Annotated in this window: 15 protein-coding genes; 10 read left to right on the forward strand and 5 right to left on the reverse strand. The window is 52.2% G+C overall.

The window, feature by feature from the left end; translation table 11 throughout:
- The first annotated feature begins 16 nt into the window (after positions 1-16).
- On the forward strand, positions 17-496 hold the full coding sequence (locus tag SK33_RS20750; protein ID WP_003839609.1) for an arginine repressor: 480 nt from the start codon (positions 17-19) through the stop codon (positions 494-496).
- On the opposite strand, the gene SK33_RS20755 is transcribed toward SK33_RS20750, so the two are convergent.
- Complete coding sequence (locus SK33_RS20755) at positions 493-615, reverse strand: hypothetical protein (protein ID WP_085951582.1); 123 nt, start codon at positions 613-615, stop codon at positions 493-495. The genes SK33_RS20750 and SK33_RS20755 overlap by 4 nt on opposite strands.
- Between SK33_RS20755 and pyrL the strand changes: the two genes are divergently transcribed.
- The 4 genes from pyrL (at position 595) to ridA (ending at position 2,731) form a co-directional block, all read left to right on the forward strand.
- Positions 595-696 (forward strand): pyr operon leader peptide, encoded by a 102-nt coding sequence (gene pyrL / locus SK33_RS20760; RefSeq protein ID WP_003025819.1) that lies wholly within the window; start codon positions 595-597, stop codon positions 694-696. The two genes, SK33_RS20755 and pyrL, sit on opposite strands and share 21 nt — an antisense overlap.
- A gap of 36 nt (positions 697-732) precedes the next feature.
- Positions 733-1,668: an aspartate carbamoyltransferase gene (pyrB, locus tag SK33_RS20770; protein ID WP_003025818.1), complete on the forward strand. Its 936-nt coding sequence runs from the start codon at positions 733-735 to the stop codon at positions 1,666-1,668.
- A 13-nt stretch (positions 1,669-1,681) separates the two neighbouring features.
- Positions 1,682-2,143 carry an aspartate carbamoyltransferase regulatory subunit gene (gene pyrI, locus SK33_RS20775; RefSeq protein WP_003025816.1) on the forward strand — a complete coding sequence of 154 codons (462 nt, stop codon included), beginning with the start codon at positions 1,682-1,684 and terminating at the stop codon, positions 2,141-2,143.
- 201 nt (positions 2,144-2,344) lie between these two features.
- Positions 2,345-2,731, forward strand: coding sequence for a 2-iminobutanoate/2-iminopropanoate deaminase (gene ridA, locus SK33_RS20780; protein ID WP_000047544.1), 387 nt, complete (start codon positions 2,345-2,347; stop codon positions 2,729-2,731).
- Positions 2,732-3,145: 414 nt separating this feature from the next.
- Here ridA and SK33_RS20785 read toward each other — a convergent pair whose 3' ends face one another.
- From SK33_RS20785 to mgtL, 4 genes are all read right to left on the reverse strand, one after another.
- Positions 3,146-3,562 carry a hypothetical protein gene (locus tag SK33_RS20785; protein WP_048219841.1) on the reverse strand — a complete coding sequence of 139 codons (417 nt, stop codon included), beginning with the start codon at positions 3,560-3,562 and terminating at the stop codon, positions 3,146-3,148.
- Positions 3,555-4,229 carry a hypothetical protein gene (locus SK33_RS20790; RefSeq protein WP_226999266.1) on the reverse strand — a complete coding sequence of 225 codons (675 nt, stop codon included), beginning with the start codon at positions 4,227-4,229 and terminating at the stop codon, positions 3,555-3,557. Before SK33_RS20790 ends, SK33_RS20785 begins: the two co-directional genes overlap by 8 nt.
- A gap of 223 nt (positions 4,230-4,452) precedes the next feature.
- Complete coding sequence (gene mgtA, locus SK33_RS20795) at positions 4,453-7,161, reverse strand: magnesium-translocating P-type ATPase (RefSeq protein WP_048219843.1); 2,709 nt, start codon at positions 7,159-7,161, stop codon at positions 4,453-4,455.
- Between the two features lie 144 nt (positions 7,162-7,305).
- Positions 7,306-7,539 carry a mgtA regulatory leader peptide MgtL gene (gene mgtL, locus SK33_RS26810; RefSeq protein ID WP_099975506.1) on the reverse strand — a complete coding sequence of 78 codons (234 nt, stop codon included), beginning with the start codon at positions 7,537-7,539 and terminating at the stop codon, positions 7,306-7,308.
- An 11-nt stretch (positions 7,540-7,550) separates the two neighbouring features.
- Here mgtL and treR point away from each other — a divergent pair, with 11 nt between their 5' ends.
- The 5 genes from treR (at position 7,551) to nrdG (ending at position 14,971) form a co-directional block, all read left to right on the forward strand.
- Positions 7,551-8,498, forward strand: a complete 948-nt coding sequence (treR, locus tag SK33_RS20800) for a trehalose operon repressor TreR (protein ID WP_003844911.1) — start codon at positions 7,551-7,553, stop codon at positions 8,496-8,498.
- Positions 8,499-8,654: 156 nt separating this feature from the next.
- On the forward strand, positions 8,655-10,073 hold the full coding sequence (gene treB, locus SK33_RS20805) for a PTS trehalose transporter subunit IIBC (protein WP_003025786.1): 1,419 nt from the start codon (positions 8,655-8,657) through the stop codon (positions 10,071-10,073).
- A gap of 49 nt (positions 10,074-10,122) precedes the next feature.
- Complete coding sequence (treC, locus tag SK33_RS20810) at positions 10,123-11,775, forward strand: alpha,alpha-phosphotrehalase (protein WP_048219845.1); 1,653 nt, start codon at positions 10,123-10,125, stop codon at positions 11,773-11,775.
- Between the two features lie 408 nt (positions 11,776-12,183).
- Positions 12,184-14,322: an anaerobic ribonucleoside-triphosphate reductase gene (gene nrdD, locus SK33_RS20815; protein WP_003844922.1), complete on the forward strand. Its 2,139-nt coding sequence runs from the start codon at positions 12,184-12,186 to the stop codon at positions 14,320-14,322.
- 184 nt (positions 14,323-14,506) lie between these two features.
- Positions 14,507-14,971, forward strand: coding sequence for an anaerobic ribonucleoside-triphosphate reductase-activating protein (gene nrdG, locus SK33_RS20820; RefSeq protein ID WP_003839580.1), 465 nt, complete (start codon positions 14,507-14,509; stop codon positions 14,969-14,971).
- Positions 14,972-14,982: the final 11 nt, after the last annotated feature.

The following is a 14,982-nucleotide window of genomic DNA, read 5'->3' on the forward strand; positions in this document are numbered from 1 at the left end:
AACTTAGGGTGTATTTATGAAGGAATTCGATGATTACTCGACCAAAGAGCAGAAACAATTGGCGATTTGTCAGCGCCTGATTAGCGAAAAAAGCTACCTTTCTCAGGAAGCGCTTCGCCGCGATCTCCAGCACCATGGTTTTACCGGAATTAGTCAGTCAACGGTATCCCGTCTGCTGAAACTGCTCGGGGCTATAAAAATAAGAAATACGAAAGGGCAAAAAATTTATTCTGTAAATCCGCAATCGCGACCCGCTCCTGATGCTGCCCGATCGATTGCTGAAATGGTGGTCAGCGTGGAGCACAATAGCGAATTTATCCTCATCCACACGGCGGCAGGTTATGGCCGTGCCGTTGCCAGAATCCTCGATTACCACGCGTTACCAGAGATTCTGGGTGTCATCGCTGGTAGCAGTATTGTCTGGGTTGCGCCGCGCGTTGTGCAGCGAACGGGGCTGGTGCACAAGCAGATTAACTATCTATTTAAAATGAATTAAAATTCATAAGAACCGTTTGCGGTGAATAAATTGTGCATTTTCCGCTTGATCCCATAACGGAGCTGAGTATAATCGCGGACAATTTGCCGGGAGGATGTATGGTTCAGTGTGTACGACATTTTGTCTTACCGCGTCTGAAAAAGGACGCTGGCCTGCCGTTTTTCTTTCCGTTGATCACCCATTCCGAGCCCCTCAATTGAGGGGCTTTTTTTTTGCCCAGGCGTCAGGAGATAAACATGGCTAACCCGCTCTATCAAAAACACATCATTTCCATAAACGACCTCAGCCGCGATGACCTCAATCTGGTCCTCGCGACGGCGGCGAAATTAAAAGCTAACCCACAGCCGGAGCTGTTAAAGCATAAGGTTATCGCCAGTTGCTTCTTTGAAGCGTCAACCCGCACCCGTTTATCCTTTGAAACCTCCATGCACCGCCTGGGCGCCAGCGTGGTGGGTTTTTCTGACAGCAGCAACACGTCGCTGGGCAAAAAAGGCGAAACCCTGGCCGATACCATTTCCGTCATCAGCACCTATGTCGACGCCATCGTCATGCGTCATCCGCAGGAAGGCGCCGCACGTCTGGCTACAGAGTTCTCCGGTAACGTTCCGGTACTGAACGCAGGCGACGGCTCCAACCAACATCCCACCCAAACGCTGCTGGACCTGTTTACCATTCAGGAAACGCAGGGTCGCCTGGACAATCTCCACATCGCCATGGTGGGTGACCTGAAATATGGCCGTACCGTCCACTCCCTGACCCAGGCGCTGGCGAAGTTCGAAGGTAACCGTTTCTACTTCATCGCCCCGGACGCACTGGCCATGCCGCAATACATTCTGGATATGTTGAACGAAAAAGGTATCGCCTGGAGCCTGCACGGCACTATCGAAGAGGTGATGGCGGAGGTCGATATCCTCTACATGACCCGCGTACAAAAAGAGCGTCTGGACCCGTCCGAATACGCCAACGTGAAAGCACAGTTTGTCCTGCGCGCCAGCGATTTGAACGGCGCCAGAGCAAACATGAAGGTGCTACATCCGCTGCCGCGCATCGATGAAATCACCACCGACGTCGATAAGACGCCGCACGCCTGGTATTTCCAGCAGGCTGGCAACGGCATCTTCGCCCGCCAGGCGTTACTGGCATTGGTACTGAATAGCGAACTGGCACTGTAAGGGAGAAAAAGAGATGACACACGATAACAAACTGCAGGTTGAAGCCATCAAACGTGGCACCGTGATTGACCACATTCCCGCACAGGTTGGTTTTAAGCTGCTGACGCTGTTCAAACTGACGGAAACCGACCAACGTATCACCATCGGTCTGAACCTGCCGTCTGGCGAGATGGGCCGTAAGGATCTGATTAAAATCGAAAACACGTTCCTGACCGACGAGCAGGTAAACCAGCTCTCCCTGTACGCCCCGCAGGCAACGGTAAACCGCATTGACGATTACGACGTGGTGGGTAAATCACGTCCGAGCCTGCCTGAGCGTATCGATAACGTGCTGGTTTGCCCGAACAGCAACTGCATCAGTCATGCTGAGCCGGTTTCTTCCAGTTTTGCAGTGAAAAAACGTGCCGATGACATCGCACTCAAATGCAAATACTGTGAAAAAGAGTTTTCGCATTATGTGGTGCTGGCCAACTAATTGGGGGTTGGTTATGAGATCCCGGCTCCCGTTACACATAAGCATTCGCAATGCATCGAGGCGGCAAGTCCGATTATCACTGGGAGCATAGTAAACTATGTGACCAGGGTAAGAGGACGTAGCCAACGAAGAGGCAGTGTGAAGGATGACGTGTATAATGGGCGGGAACATTCTACTACCGCTGTAAATTCAGGAGAAATCATGAGCAAGACTATCGCGACGGAAAATGCACCAGCAGCAATCGGCCCATACGTTCAGGGCGTTGACCTGGGTAGCATGGTAATCACTTCCGGTCAGATCCCGGTCGATCCGAAAACCGGTGCCGTAGCGGAAGACGTATCCGCTCAGGCACGTCAGTCGCTGGAAAACGTAAAAGCTATCGTTGAAGCAGCAGGCCTGAAAGTGGGCGACATCGTAAAAACGACCGTTTTCGTTAAAGACCTGAACGATTTCGCCACCGTAAACGCGACCTACGAAGCATTCTTCACCGAGCACAACGCGACCTTCCCGGCGCGTTCTTGCGTAGAAGTTGCCCGTCTGCCGAAAGACGTGAAAATCGAGATTGAAGCGATCGCCGTTCGTCGCTAAGTCTTATTAGAGAGCCCTGCTCTGGCAGGGTTCCTTACGCGTTGTTTTTTCACAAGCAATCTCTAACTGGAAAACTCAGCTCTCTGCCCTTGTTCGTTACGCTAACTGATTTATTCTCAATTTTTTTAAAATTCCAGTGATACAATTTCATTGTTCTTTTTTTCTGTGAATCTATATTTTTTGAAAAACAAACTCGACCTAATAGCCAATTAGCTTTTGAGCTATAAACATTAGCCTTGAGAACGTAGATACTATCATCATCTATCTTCTCTAAAGTATATATCACGCCATTATAAATTTTGAAGCTAACAAGCTTATTATAACGACCGACTGAATCGATTAAAAAAATGCAAATCAACAAAATACCAATTAACATGATAATTTTTATTCTGCATCGTTGTAAAGCAAACTTCATCAGTTCGGCCCCCATGAAAAGAGATAACCGGATGAACCAATAATAGCTTTATTTCCTGCCTGACACTCAATCGCTCCCCACTTCTCACTGGCCAAACGCAGCTCATGCTCATGACCGATTATGTTGTAAATATACCTGTAAGGCTGAAAGGAGTTATCAATTGGAGTATTTACTTCTCTTAATATAATGTTTCCAGCCGATTTTTCCAGGTAAACATATAAGCCATGCCACGAGATATTTTCCGCATAATGGATACTGGTATCATCATTACGGCACCATTGCACAACCAGAAGTTGATAGCTTTCACGTATGGGAGCCCAACAAGCCAAAACAACATAAATCATATAGAGAAAAGCGCAGAATGTAGCAACACTGAGAATTCTTCCCAGAAACAAAGAGCATCGATGCTCAGTCATGCCATTTCACCTCTGATTCAATGGTACCAAAAATATTGTACTCTCTGGCAAGGCATTCCTGATGAAATCTGCCCATGAAATCATCACTAACCGGAATAACACTACCTAAACGAACCTCAGAATTTGCGACAGTAACATTCCAGTTATACCTGTCAAAAAACTTAAACTGAAATGTCAAATCATAACTACATAATCTACTACCATTGCTCATCGTATTTTTATACTTATCTTCAGTAATTAATACCTGTCCTTTGCCCCAATATTGATATCCACCAATAGCATAAAAAAGATCTGGATCGCTGGAAATAAAATCATCTGTACTAACAGACTCAGAAGTAAAAAAATGCTGCCCTGGTGATAAATTTCGACAAAATACTTTCGCCTCATTCAACTCACTTACATAATTATCTCTTAACTGATTTGATTTGCTCATCAGGTCGAATAAATTAATATGTACATCTTCACCAGTGTTTTGCAGATAATGTAATAAATGGTCCCGAGCAACGGGATAACGATATTTTAAATAAAAGCTACCCTCGACCAATTGCTCTAAGTAACATTTATAGTGATATAATTGTTCAGAAAAGTGACCAGCACCACACCATTCACCACTCCCAGCATCTATAATATATTCAGGATCTTCTTTTCCCAATATATAATTTGACATAATCATTCCCTGTAAATAATTAACATACTCTGATGTTAACATTTACAATGTACCCTCTTCTGTTGAAGGGCATTAGCAATTCCATAATTCAGAATAAATTTAGAAGAATTGAACAGGCAAAACCAAAACCTGTTGCTGACCACCTCCATAGGAGATGGTTTTTATGCAGATCCAGAAATGCCGAATGGCTTCGTGAACGCCATCCGGCAGAGAAATAAAAAGATTACTGCCAGCCGTAGCGGCGGCTATAAAAACCTTTCACAAGCTGGGTTAATGTCATGTAACCCGCCAGAATCGCAATCAGCCACGGGAAGTAGCTCAGCGGCAGCGCCTGCAATTGCAGATAGCTGGCCAGCGGCGAGAACGGTAATGCAATGCCCACCACCATTACCACCAGCGTCATCAGCATCAGCGGCCATGCGGCGCGGCTTTGGATGAACGGCACGCGACGGGTACGGATCATATGCACAATCAGCGTTTGCGACAGCAGGCCCACCACGAACCAGCCAGACTGGAACAATGTCTGATGTTCAGGCGTATTGGCATGGAAGACGAACCACATCAGGCAGAAAGTCAGAATGTCAAAGATCGAGCTGATCGGTCCAAAGAAGATCATAAAGCGGCCCAACTCGGCGGGATTCCAGCGCTGCGGCTTTTTGATCTGCTCTTCATCAACGTTATCAAACGGAATCGCCACCTGGGATACATCGTACAGCAGGTTCTGAATCAGTAAGTGCAACGGCAACATCGGCAGGAACGGTAAGAAGGCGCTCGCCACCAGCACGCTAAACACATTACCGAAGTTAGAACTGGCCGTCATTTTGATGTACTTCAGCATGTTAGAGAAGGTACGGCGTCCTTCGATTACCCCTTCTTCCAGCACCATCAGGCTCTTTTCCAGCAGGATGATATCAGCCGCTTCGCGGGCAATATCAACCGCGCCATCAACGGAGATACCAATGTCCGCCGCGCGCAGCGCCGGAGCGTCGTTAATGCCATCCCCCATAAAGCCGACCACATGACCTTCGCGCTTGAGCAGCGTGACAATACGCTCCTTGTGCATTGGTGTCAGGCGGGCAAACAGCGTGGTGCGCTGGGCAAGTTGGGCCAGCTCGTCGTCACTTAACCCCTCAATGCTGCTACCGATAACCACATCGCCCGCATCCAGCCCCACTTCATGACACACTTTCGCCGCCACCAGCTCGCTATCGCCCGTCAGAATTTTCACCGTAATACCGCTGGCTTTCAGCGCTTTAAGCGCCGGTGCGGTGGTCTCTTTCGGCGGATCGAGGAACGCGATATAGCCTTCGAGGATCAGATCGGATTCATCAATACGCTGGTAATCACCTTCACGCGCTGGCAGGTATTTCGTCGCCACCGCCACCACGCGCAGCCCCTGGCGGTTCAGCGTGTCCGTGACGCGTTTCACCCGACGCAGCATGTTGTCATCTAACGGAACAATCTCACCATTGTGGCGCACCTGGGTACACACGCTGAGGATCTCCTGTAGTGCCCCTTTACAGACCAACTGGTGCACATCGGTTTCTTCTGCCACCACCACCGACATGCGGCGACGTTCGAAATCAAACGGGATCTCATCGATTTTTTGCCAGCGGGTAGAGAGACGGCGTGCGGATTCTTCGTCCACGCCTTCCAGCACTGCCGTATCCAGCAGATTCTTCAGCCCGGTCTGGTAGTGGCTGTTCAGCCACGCAGAATGCAGGACGTGTTCGCTGGGCTTTCCAGATATATCAGTATGATTCTCCAGCACTATTTTATCTTGTGTCAGAGTGCCGGTTTTATCGGTGCACAGAATATCCATCGCGCCAAAGTTCTGGATAGCGTCGAGGTGTTTAACGATAACCTTTTGTTTTGACAGCTTCACCGCCCCACGCGCCAGCGTAGAGGTGACGATCATCGGCAGCATTTCTGGAGTCAGTCCCACCGCCACAGACAGCGCAAACAGCGCCGCTTCCCACCAGTCACCTTTGGTATAACCGTTGATGATCAGCACAATCGGCGCCATCACCAGCATAAAGCGGATCAGCAGCATGCTGACACGGCTGATCCCTTTCTGGAAGGCATTCTGCTCGCTTTCCTGCTCGCTGACGCGGCCCGCCAGTTGCCCGAACCAGGTATTGGCCCCGGTCGCAATCACGATGGCCTGCGCCGTGCCGCTCACCACATTGGTGCCCATAAAGCACAGGGTATCGCATTCCAGCGGGTTGCTTTGCTGCGGGTCGCGGCTGGTTGCAACTTTCTCTACCGGCAGCGATTCACCGGTCAGCGAAGCCTGAGCCACAAACAGGTCACGAGCCTGTACCACGCGCAGATCGGCCGGGATCATATCCCCTGCCGCCAGTTTGATAATATCGCCAGGAACCAACTGATCGATCGGCAGTTCAACCCAACCGTTCTCCCCTTTCTCGTTGATAACGCGCAGCACCGTGGCGGTGTTGCTGACCATCGCTTTCAACGCATCCGCCGCTTTGGTGGAACGCGCCTCCTGCACAAAATTCAGCAGCGTCGAGATGGCGACCATCAGCGCGATGACGCCAGCAGCGAACAGATCCTCGGTGGCATAGGAAATCGCACCAAGGATGGTCAGCAGAATATTAAACGGGTTGCGGTAGCAGACCCACAGATGCACCCACCAGGGCGACGGCTTCTGCGCCGGCAACTGGTTTTCGCCATGGATTTCGCGAGCGTTCTCGACTTCTGCGGCGTTCAACCCTTCTGGGTGCGCGCCGAACGTTTTCCACAGCGCGGCTTCGTCCATCAGCGCCATTTTCAGGCAATGTTCGCTCAGCGAGGGTGGGATCGGTGTGCTGGCAACGGTTTGCGCATTGGGTAGCGGATCGCGATGCACCAGACGATGCGGTAGATGGCGGTTTAACCGGGCAAATAGCTGGCGAGTAATATTTTTGAACATAGGCAGTCCCCCTGCACCAGTATAAACAGGCGCAGTAAATCCTTCAGGCGTGGCGAAGCCTTGCCTGATGGCAATCTCAAAATCGTAACAGGGACGTCAGAACGTCACTGTCTTACGCATCCGGTAAGACAGTGAAAGACAGGCTTACCGGAAAGGGTTGTTTCTCCGTCTCGGGAGAGGGGTGGGATCGGGATCCATATAGCCTCCGGTAAGTGAAAGATTTGCGCTGCGGATTATACGCAGAAAACCATAAGGTTTGTGGCAATTATGGCGGTATGATACAGCACGGAAACTAAACCAAATGTATACCAGACTTTGCCCATTGCACTGCGCTTGAGTAAAGTTATTCTCTATTTGGCATAACTTCACACGCAACATGGGAAAACAGGATGCAAAATCGGCTGACCATTAAAGACATCGCCCGCTTAAGCGGTGTGGGAAAATCAACCGTTTCCCGTGTGCTCAACAATGAAAGCGGCGTGAGTGAACGCACCCGCGAGCGCGTTGAAGCGGTGATGAATCAGCACGGTTTTTCCCCTTCCCGCTCCGCACGCGCCATGCGTGGGCAAAGCGACAAGGTAGTGGCGATTATCGTCACGCGTCTGGACTCGCTTTCGGAAAATCTCGCCGTGCAGACCATGCTGCCCGCCTTTTATGAACAGGGTTACGATCCGATCATGATGGAAAGCCAGTTCTCACCCGAACTGGTTGAAGAACATCTCGGCATGCTCCGACGCCGTAATATTGACGGCGTGGTGCTGTTTGGTTTTACCGGCATTACTGAATCCATGCTCACCACCTGGCAGGATTCGCTGGTGCTGCTGGCAAGAGATGCCAAAGGCATTGCCTCGGTCTGCTATGACGATGAGGGTGCCATTCGCACCCTGATGCAGCGTTTATATGAACGCGAGCATCGCCATATTAGCTTTCTTGGCGTTCCTCATAGCGACGTGACCACCGGTAAGCGCCGCCATGAAGCTTATCTGGCATTCTGTAAGAAACACAAACTGCATCCGGTTGCCGCGCTGCCGGGTCTGGCCATGAAGCAGGGCTATGAGCAGGCCGCCAGTGTCATCACCCCGGAAACCACCGCATTAGTCTGCGCGACGGACACCCTCGCCCTTGGGGTCAGCAAATACCTGCAGGAGCAGCGAATTGAGAACCTGCAGTTGGCGAGCGTGGGCAGCACGCCGCTGATGAAATTCCTCCATCCGGAAATTATCACCGTCGACCCAGGATACGCCGAAGCCGGGCGACAAGCGGCCTCTCAGCTGATCGAGCAGATCAACGGCCGCAGCGAACCACGACAAATCGTTATTCCTTCCACCCTCTCCTGACCGCTTTCTGAGCGTTAATTTGTGATCTTCGCTGCGTTTCGGGAACGTTCCCATTTTTAAATATTCATCGACGATATACTCTGGCGCCAACAACGCGAGAGTTGCCGGATGGCGACCTAACGCGTCTTATCCGGCCTACGGGGAACACACGTCATCATGAGCAAAATAAAACAAGCAGACATCGACCGGCTGATTGAGCTGGTAGGCGGGCGCGACAATATCGCCACGGTAAGTCACTGCATTACTCGCCTGCGTTTTGTGCTGAATCAACCTGCGAACGCCAGGCCGAAAGAGATCGAACAGTTGCCGATGGTCAAAGGCTGCTTCACCAACGCCGGGCAATTTCAGGTGGTGATTGGCACCGAGGTAGGTGATTACTACAAAGCGCTGCTGGCAACTACCGGACAAGCCAGCGCCGACAAAGAGCAGGCGAAAAAAGCGGCGCGGCAGAATATGAAATGGCATGAACAGCTGATTTCTCATTTTGCGGAGATCTTCTTCCCGCTGCTGCCCGCGCTGATTAGCGGCGGCTTGATCTTAGGTTTCCGTAACGTGATCGGCGATCTGCCGATGAGCAATGGCCAGACGCTGGCGCAGATGCATCCTTCGCTGAAAACCCTTTACGACTTCCTGTGGCTGATTGGCGAGGCGATCTTCTTCTATTTGCCGGTCGGGATCTGCTGGTCGGCGGTGAAGAAAATGGGCGGTACGCCGATCCTCGGTATTGTGCTGGGCGTAACCCTGGTTTCACCGCAGTTAATGAACGCTTATTTGCTCGGTCAGCAGGTACCGGAAGTGTGGAACTTCGGCCTGTTCAGCATTGAGAAAGTGGGCTACCAGGCGCAGGTCATTCCGGCATTGCTGGCTGGTCTGGCGCTCGGGTTTATTGAAACACGCATGAAGCGCATCGTGCCGGATTATCTGTATCTGGTGATCGTCCCGGTGTGCTCGCTGATCATTGCGGTGTTCCTCGCGCACGCCTTCATCGGTCCGTTTGGTCGCATGATCGGCGACGGTGTCGCGTTTGCGGTCCGCCATCTGCTGACCGGCAGCTTTGCTCCGATTGGCGCGGCCCTGTTCGGCTTCCTGTACGCCCCGCTAGTGATCACCGGTGTGCATCAGACCACGCTGGCTATCGACATGCAGATGATCCAGAGCATGGGCGGCACGCCGGTATGGCCACTGATCGCACTGTCGAATATCGCTCAAGCTTCTGCGGTGGTCGGGATCATTATCTCCAGTCGCAAGCACAACGAACGTGAAATCTCCGTTCCTGCCGCGATCTCTGCTTATCTTGGAGTAACTGAACCAGCAATGTACGGGATCAACCTGAAATACCGCTTCCCGATGCTGTGCGCGATGATCGGCTCCGGTCTCGCCGGACTGCTGTGCGGCCTGAACGGTGTGCTGGCAAACGGGATTGGCGTCGGCGGTTTGCCGGGCATCCTCTCCATCCAGCCGACTTATTGGCAGGTATTTGGCATGGCGATGGTCATTGCGATTGTTATCCCAATGATACTGACCTCATTTGTTTACCAGCGTAAATACCGTCTGGGCACATTACAAATTATCTAACTTTTCTTCGGGGCGCAGTTGCGCCCCAGCGTATTTCCAGGAAACAACCATGAATATTCCCCACTGGTGGCAAAACGGCGTTATCTATCAGGTTTACCCCAAGAGTTTTCAGGACACTACCGGCAGCGGCACCGGCGATTTACGCGGCGTGACGCAGCGCCTCGACTATCTGCAAAAACTGGGAGTCGATGCCATCTGGCTGACGCCATTCTATATTTCGCCGCAGGTTGATAACGGTTACGACGTCGCAGATTACCTGTCTGTCGATCCGGCCTACGGTACGCTGGAAGATTTTGACGAACTGGTGGCGCAGGCGAAAGCGCGCGGCATCCGTATTATTCTCGATATGGTGTTTAACCACACCTCAACCCAGCACGCCTGGTTTCGTGAAGCGCTGGATAAAGACAGCCCGTATCGTCAGTTTTATCTCTGGCGCGACGGCACGCCAGACAGCCCGCCGAATAACTGGCGTTCCAAATTTGGCGGTAACGCCTGGGGCTGGCACGCCGAAAGCGAGCAGTACTATCTGCACCTCTTTGCTCCGGAGCAGGCCGATCTGAACTGGGAAAATCCGGCGGTACGCGCCGAGCTAAAAAAAGTCTGTGAGTTCTGGGCCGATCGCGGCGTGGACGGATTGCGCCTCGACGTGGTGAATCTTATCTCTAAAGATCAGGACTACCCGAACGATCCCGACGGCGATGGGCGGCGTTTTTATACAGATGGCCCGCGCGCGCATGCGTTTTTACGCGAGATGAACCGTGACGTCTTCACGCCACGCGGCCTGATGACGGTGGGCGAGATGTCTTCCACCACACTGGAAAACTGCCAGCAGTACGCCGCACTCGATGGCAGCGAACTGTCGATGACCTTTAACTTTCACCACCTGAAAGTGGATTACCCCAACGGTGAGAAGTGGACGTTAGCCAAACCCGATTATGTGGCGCTGAAAACCCTGTTCCGTCACTGGCAGCAAGGCATGCACAATCAGGCCTGGAACGCGCTGTTCTGGTGTAACCACGATCAGCCGCGCATCGTGTCGCGTTTTGGCGATGAAGGTAAATACCGCATTCCGTCGGCCAAAATGCTGGCGATGGTGCTGCATGGCATGCAGGGCACGCCCTATATCTACCAGGGTGAAGAGATCGGCATGACCAATCCGCACTTCAGCCAGATTACCGATTATCGCGATGTGGAAAGCCATAACATGTTTGCCGAACTGAACGGTCAGGGGCGGGATGCCGACGAACTGCTGGCGATCCTCGCCAGTAAATCCCGCGATAACAGCCGCACGCCGATGCAGTGGGATGCCAGCCAACACGCGGGCTTTACCGAGGGCGAGCCATGGATCAATCTGTGTGACAACGCAGCGGAGATCAACGTGGCGGCAGCGCTGAGCGATGCCGACTCGGTGTTCTACACCTATCAGCGGCTTATCGCATTGCGCAAAGCGGAGCCAGTTATTACCTGGGGCGACTATCAGGATCTGTTACCGGACAGCCCACATCTGTGGTGTTACCAACGCGAGTGGCAAGGGCAGCGACTGCTGGTCATTGCTAATCTGAGCGATACCTTCCAGAACTGGCAGCCAGTCCAGGCCGATGGAAACTGGCAGGTGCTGATGCACAACTATGCCGAGGTCGCCAGCCAACCTGGGGACATGACACTGCGTCCTTTTGAGGCCGTCTGGTGGGTACAAAAATAGCTTGCAATTATGCTCAAGCCCGGTACGCATAGCGCTACCGGGCGTTGCTACATGCGCTTAGCTTAGCCTCCTGTTTTTGTTGAATAATTAATCAGAATTTTCTGCCCACAATTTACAATCGCTGTACTGCCCGTCATCTGTACGCTCCGATTTTTACTTTGCGCTACATCAAATAAATCGTAAACATCCTTGATGCAAATCACTACATATAGAACTTAAAATGCACGCCGACCCAATATGTTGTATTAATCGACTACAATTGCTACAACTACAGTGCACCGCTTTACGGTGAAATTGTGGATAAAGTGGGTCAGGATTGCGGGAAGTCATTGGCAATAGAGATGAATAAAGCCATGGCCGCTTCCCCAACCTCTGTGGATAACCTGTTCTTATAAATATGGAGTGATCATGACACCGCATGTGATGAAACGAGATGGCTGTAAAGTGCCGTTTAAATCAGAGCGCATCAAAGAAGCCATTCTGCGTGCAGCTAAAGCAGCGGGAGTCGATGACGCAGATTACTGTGCCACCGTCGCAGAAGTCGTTAGTAGCCAGATGAATGAGCGCAGCCAGGTCGATATCAACGAGATCCAGACAGCGGTAGAAAACCAGCTGATGTCTGGTCCGTACAAACAACTCGCCCGTGCGTACATCGAATATCGCCACGACCGTGATATACAGCGTGAAAAGCGTGGCCGTCTGAACCAGGAAATTCGTGGTCTGGTTGAGCAAACCAACTCTGCTCTGCTGAACGAAAACGCCAACAAAGACAGCAAAGTGATCCCGACCCAGCGTGACCTGCTGGCCGGTATCGTCGCCAAACACTATGCGCGTCAGCACCTGCTGCCGCGTGATGTCGTCCAGGCGCACGAGCGTGGTGATATTCACTATCACGATCTCGACTACTCTCCGTTCTTCCCAATGTTTAACTGCATGCTGATCGACCTGAAAGGCATGCTGACGCAGGGCTTTAAGATGGGTAACGCGGAGATTGAGCCGCCAAAATCCATCTCCACCGCGACGGCCGTCACCGCGCAAATTATCGCGCAGGTTGCCAGCCATATTTATGGCGGTACCACCATTAACCGTATTGACGAAGTTCTCGCACCATTCGTGACCGAGAGCTTTAACAAGCATCGCAAAACCGCTGAAGAGTGGCAGATCCCGGATGCCGACGGCTATGCGCATTCCCGTACCGAGAAAGAGTGCTACGACGCATTCCAGTCCCTCGAGTATGAAGTGAATACCCTGCATACCGCTAACGGTCAGACGCCGTTCGTCACCTTCGGTTTTGGCCTGGGAACCAGTTGGGAATCACGTTTGATCCAGCAGTCCATTCTGCGTAATCGCATTGCGGGCCTCGGTAAAAATCGTAAAACCGCCGTGTTCCCGAAACTGGTGTTCGCCATTCGCGACGGCCTGAACCACAAGTTTGGCGATCCGAACTACGACATCAAACAACTGGCGCTGGAGTGCGCAAGCAAGCGTATGTATCCGGACATCCTGAACTACGATCAGGTAGTGAAAGTGACCGGTTCGTTCAAAACGCCGATGGGCTGTCGCAGCTTCCTCGGCGTGTGGGAAAACGAGAACGGCGAACAGATTCACGACGGGCGTAACAACCTCGGCGTTATCAGCCTCAACCTGCCGCGTATCGCGCTGGAAGCCCACGGCGATGAAGCCACCTTCTGGAAACTGCTCGACGATCGACTGGTGCTGGCACGTAAAGCGCTGATGACCCGCATTGCGCGTCTGGAAGGCGTGAAAGCCCGCGTGGCGCCAATCCTGTATATGGAAGGTGCCTGCGGCGTGCGTCTGAAAGCGGACGATGACGTGTCAGAAATCTTTAAAAATGGCCGCGCGTCTATCTCGCTGGGTTACATCGGCATTCACGAAACCATTAACGCACTGTTTGGTGACAAACATCTGTACGACAGCGAGCAGCTTCGCGCCAAAGCTATCGCCATTGTCGAACGCCTGCGTCAGGCAGTCGATCAGTGGAAAGACGAGACCGGCTACGGCTTCAGCCTGTACAGCACGCCGAGCGAAAACCTGTGCGATCGTTTCTGCCGTCTGGATACCGCCGAGTTTGGTGTGGTGCCAGGCGTGACCGATAAAGGTTACTACACCAACAGCTTCCACCTCGACGTGGAGAAAAAGGTTAACCCGTACGACAAGATCGATTTCGAAGCGCCATACCCGCCGCTGGCGAGTGGAGGCTTCATTTGCTACGGCGAATACCCGAATATTCAACACAACCTGAAAGCACTGGAAGACGTCTGGGATTACAGCTATCAGCACGTGCCGTATTACGGGACCAACACGCCAATTGATGAATGCTACGAGTGCGGCTTTACCGGTGAGTTCGAGTGCACCAGCAAAGGCTTTACCTGCCCGAAATGTGGTAACCACGACGCCGCGCGCGTGTCGGTCACCCGCCGCGTCTGCGGTTATTTAGGCAGCCCGGACGCCCGTCCGTTTAACGCCGGTAAGCAGGAAGAAGTGAAGCGCCGCGTTAAGCATTTGGGTAATGGGCAGATAGGTTAATTTCGACAGTATTATTGCCCGGCAATGCGATGCTTTTCGGGCCATTTTTTCCGCAACGCAATTCACGTCATAGCAAGGCAGCAAATGAGTGGGTCCCGGGGAGCTTACATAAGTAAGTGACTCGGGCGCACGAATGCAGCTAACGCAGCTATGGCGCGAATTGATAAGCGGATGAGAAGCGAAAATGAACTTTCACCAATACTATCCCGTCGACATCGTTAACGGCCCCGGCACCCGCTGCACGCTGTTTGTGTCCGGGTGCGTGCATGAATGTCCCGGTTGCTATAACAAAAGCACCTGGCGGCTCAATTCCGGCGAGCCATTTACCAAAGAGATGGAAGACAAGATCATTGCCGATCTGAACGATACGCGAATCAAGCGTCAGGGGATCTCGCTCTCCGGTGGCGATCCGCTACATCCGCAAAACGTGCCGGAAATCCTGCAACTAGTGCAGCGCGTTCGCGCTGAGTGCCCCGGCAAAGATATCTGGGTGTGGACCGGCTACAAGCTCGATGAACTCAACGCCGCGCAAATGCAGGTGGTCGATCTCATCAACGTACTGGTCGATGGCAAATACGTGCAGGATCTTAAAGACCCGGCGCTAATCTGGCGAGGTAGCAGCAACCAGGTTGTGCATCATTTACGTTGATCTCCAGGCGG

The sequence above is a fragment of the Citrobacter sp. MGH103 genome (assembly GCF_001034475.2).
Taxonomy (GTDB): Bacteria; Pseudomonadota; Gammaproteobacteria; order Enterobacterales; family Enterobacteriaceae; genus Citrobacter; species Citrobacter freundii.

What these genes read in the sequence shown, in the direction of transcription:
- ridA (WP_000047544.1), top strand. Translation starts at nt 2,345, where the DNA reads ATGAGCAAGACTATCGCGACGGAAAATGCACCAGCAGCAATCGGCCCA.
- SK33_RS20790 (WP_226999266.1), bottom strand. Translation starts at nt 4,229, where the DNA reads ATGTCAAATTATATATTGGGAAAAGAAGATCCTGAATATATTATAGAT.
- mgtA (WP_048219843.1), bottom strand. Translation starts at nt 7,161, where the DNA reads ATGTTCAAAAATATTACTCGCCAGCTATTTGCCCGGTTAAACCGCCAT.
- pyrI (WP_003025816.1), top strand. Translation starts at nt 1,682, where the DNA reads ATGACACACGATAACAAACTGCAGGTTGAAGCCATCAAACGTGGCACC.
- pyrL (WP_003025819.1), top strand. Translation starts at nt 595, where the DNA reads ATGGTTCAGTGTGTACGACATTTTGTCTTACCGCGTCTGAAAAAGGAC.
- nrdG (WP_003839580.1), top strand. Translation starts at nt 14,507, where the DNA reads ATGAACTTTCACCAATACTATCCCGTCGACATCGTTAACGGCCCCGGC.
- pyrB (WP_003025818.1), top strand. Translation starts at nt 733, where the DNA reads ATGGCTAACCCGCTCTATCAAAAACACATCATTTCCATAAACGACCTC.
- SK33_RS20755 (WP_085951582.1), bottom strand. Translation starts at nt 615, where the DNA reads ATGTCGTACACACTGAACCATACATCCTCCCGGCAAATTGTCCGCGAT.
- nrdD (WP_003844922.1), top strand. Translation starts at nt 12,184, where the DNA reads ATGACACCGCATGTGATGAAACGAGATGGCTGTAAAGTGCCGTTTAAA.
- mgtL (WP_099975506.1), bottom strand. Translation starts at nt 7,539, where the DNA reads ATGTTGCGTGTGAAGTTATGCCAAATAGAGAATAACTTTACTCAAGCG.
- SK33_RS20785 (WP_048219841.1), bottom strand. Translation starts at nt 3,562, where the DNA reads ATGACTGAGCATCGATGCTCTTTGTTTCTGGGAAGAATTCTCAGTGTT.
- treC (WP_048219845.1), top strand. Translation starts at nt 10,123, where the DNA reads ATGAATATTCCCCACTGGTGGCAAAACGGCGTTATCTATCAGGTTTAC.
- treR (WP_003844911.1), top strand. Translation starts at nt 7,551, where the DNA reads ATGCAAAATCGGCTGACCATTAAAGACATCGCCCGCTTAAGCGGTGTG.
- SK33_RS20750 (WP_003839609.1), top strand. Translation starts at nt 17, where the DNA reads ATGAAGGAATTCGATGATTACTCGACCAAAGAGCAGAAACAATTGGCG.
- treB (WP_003025786.1), top strand. Translation starts at nt 8,655, where the DNA reads ATGAGCAAAATAAAACAAGCAGACATCGACCGGCTGATTGAGCTGGTA.